The 2,599-nt window shown below is 63.9% G+C and carries 2 protein-coding genes; both read right to left on the reverse strand.

Annotated features, from left to right (window positions below):
- Positions 1-115: 115 nt before the first annotated feature.
- A complete protein-coding gene (gene istB / locus QMG61_RS17300) occupies positions 116-832 on the reverse strand; it encodes an IS21-like element helper ATPase IstB (RefSeq protein ID WP_283495577.1) in 717 nt (238 codons plus the stop codon).
- A gap of 11 nt (positions 833-843) precedes the next feature.
- The gene (gene istA / locus QMG61_RS17305; protein WP_283495578.1) at positions 844-2,325 is read right to left on the reverse strand and encodes an IS21 family transposase; all 1,482 of its coding nucleotides are present in this window, start codon (positions 2,323-2,325) and stop codon (positions 844-846) included.
- Between the last annotated feature and the right edge of the window lie 274 nt (positions 2,326-2,599).

Consider the following 2,599-nt stretch of genomic DNA (forward strand, 5'->3'; position numbering starts at 1 on the left):
TGTGTTTTGTCAACTTGAAGCCGGCCATTTCAGCGCTAATTAACCGGCCAGTTCGGCACCGTTTCCGGCCAGTTGAGCAGGGCGGCCTGAACGGCCGGTTTTTGGGCGGCCCGGGCTATTTCATGAGGGCGTGTTTCACGCGGTAGGACTCGCCACGGAACTGGAGGAGTCGGCCGTGGTGAACGATGCGGTCGATGACGGCTGCGGCCATGTTGTCGTCGCCGAATACCGTGCCCCAGCGAGAGAACTCGAGGTTTGTGGTGATGATCAAGCTTCTTTTTTCATAGCCGTCCGCGATGACTTGGAACAGGAGTCGGGCGCCCTCGGTATCGATCGGTAGGTAGCCAAATTCATCGATTGCGAGAAGCCGGTTTTTGGCTATGTTGGCTAGTTCCCGATCGAGGCGGCCTTCGTCTTTGGCGCGGCGCAGCTGCATGACCAGCGATGAGGTGGTGAAGAAGCGTGCCGGGATTCCTTGCTGGCAGGCGGCGGCGATCAGAGCGCTGGCGAGGTGGGTTTTGCCGGTGCCGACATCGCCGTAGAGGACGAGGTCCTCGGCGCGGTCGATGAACTCGAGTGATGTCAGTTCTTCTCGGCCATAGTCCTCGGGGAACTTGACGCTGGAGTAGTCGAAACCCGAGAGTGATTTCAGCGCCGGTAGCCGGGCGGCGCTGAGTAGTCGTTGGCGGCGTGAGGCTTGCCGGGATTCGTGCTCGGCGAGGAGCATGCCGTGGAGGTACTCGCGTTGTTTCGGGGTGCCTTTCTCGGCCCATTCGGCCAGCACGGTGTTGGTCAGTGAGGCCTGCCGGCCGGTCTCGATGATGTCCTGCACGGTGACGAGGCTCATGCGATCTCTCCCGTCAGCGTGTTCACGGTGGTGAAGGCGTCGGTGGTGAAGATGTCATAAACGCTCAAGTCCACGTTCTCTGCCGCCGGGGTGCTGCCGTCGGCCAGGCGCCGGGCAAGCATGCCCAACGCGGCGATCTCGGGGGTGTCTCCGCGCTGGATGAGCAGGTGCGCAGCATGGATGGCGGCGTCGAAACCGGCTGATCCCGAGGCGGCGTCGACGGCGTTGAGCAGTCGGCGCCGGTTGGTGGCCGTGGCTGTGTCGAGCCAGTCGCGCACCGGCTCGGGGACCAGAGGCCGCAGCTGGGAATGCCCCCAAGCGCCAGGCTTGGTCACCAGCAACGGCAGCAGTGACGCCGGTTCGAAGATCGTCTCGGTTTGCCGGCCGAATGCGCGCGGGAAGGAGCGCACCGGGGTGGCGTGCTCGTCGAGGATCTCGACGACATCGTGGCGCAGTCCGACGGTGAGAGTGCGGCTGTGGAAGGCGGGCCCGGCCGCGTAGGTGTTCCCGTCGATGAGGAGGTTCCCGGTCTTGTCGGCGGTGCGGGACTCGTAACGCACCGGGTCGAACCCGACGCCAGGCAGCGCCAGGCTCGCGGCAACGTCCTGCGCGAAGAGCTCGCTGATGGGCAGTCCTTTCCGGTAATGCGTAGCCTCAGCCAACGCCAGGCACCGTGCCATCAGCACGTCGTTCAGGCCCTGCAGGGTGGCGGCTTCGGGTTCGGGGACCATCAGGTTGCGGCGGAGGAACCCGACCGCGTTTTCCACGTTGCCCTTCTCGTTGCCGGAGTACGGATTGCAGTACCGGGACTCCGATCGGTAGTGCAGTTTGAACGCGCCGAACAGTTTGGTCTCAACAATTTTGGTGCCCACGCGGCGGCCGATGCCGGTGGCGTTGTCAAAGACCAGGTGCCGGGGCGCGGCGCCGATGTGGTCGAACACGGTGCGCAGCCCGTGGCAGACGCACTCGGCTGTTTCGCCGCGGTAGGCCTGCACGAAGCGCATGTTCGAGAACGGGAACGTGACGACGAAGATGTGTAGGACCTGCCGGATACCGCCGATGATGGCCTCGGCCTGCCCGAAGTCGACCTGCGCGGTGCCAGCCGGCCAGACCAGTTCAGTGAAGCCCTCACCGGCCTGACGGTGCAGCGCATTCCACTTCTTCACGAAACGTTGCACCGGCGAGTAGCTCCCGCCGAAGGCCTCCTCGGCGACCAACCGGTCAAAGACCCGTTTGGCTGTGTGGCGTTGCTTGCGCGGCCGGCGCTGGTCCTCACCCAACCACTTCTCAACGGTCGCTTCGAACCCGGTCATGGCCGAGCCGGCGGGCCTGGCCACCGGCGCCGGCGGCTTCGGTGAGTAGTCGCGTTGCCCCGCGTATTTGACCACCGCGTCGCGGCTGACTCCCAATCGGCGGGCGATTTCACGGCCTGGGATTCCGTGGGAGTCGAGTGTTCTGATATTTTCTTGCACGGACATGGGTACCGTCATCTGCTTCCTGGTTCCTTCCGGCGCGACCGCTTGGCAGTTGCTGCGCCGTTAGGAACCTATCGGGGGGTGGCGGGCCCATGTCTCCAGCTCGCTGAAGACGGCCTCGGCCACCGGTGATCTCAATCTCTGCGTCTTCCCCAAATCCAAGGTCTTGGAGGGGAATCGACTGGCCTGATTCTTAGCGCTCTTTTGGCAGGAAACCGGCCGCTAACTTGGCAGGATTCCAACGCTGAAACGGCCTACAAAGAGTTGATCACACACA

Source organism: Cryobacterium sp. PH31-AA6 (assembly GCF_030063195.1).
In the GTDB taxonomy this organism is placed as follows: Bacteria; Actinomycetota; Actinomycetes; order Actinomycetales; family Microbacteriaceae; genus Cryobacterium.

Bases quoted from the DNA above. Each gene is read 5' to 3' on its own strand.
- istA (WP_283495578.1), bottom strand. From the start codon at position 2,325: ATGTCCGTGCAAGAAAATATCAGAACACTCGACTCCCACGGAATCCCA.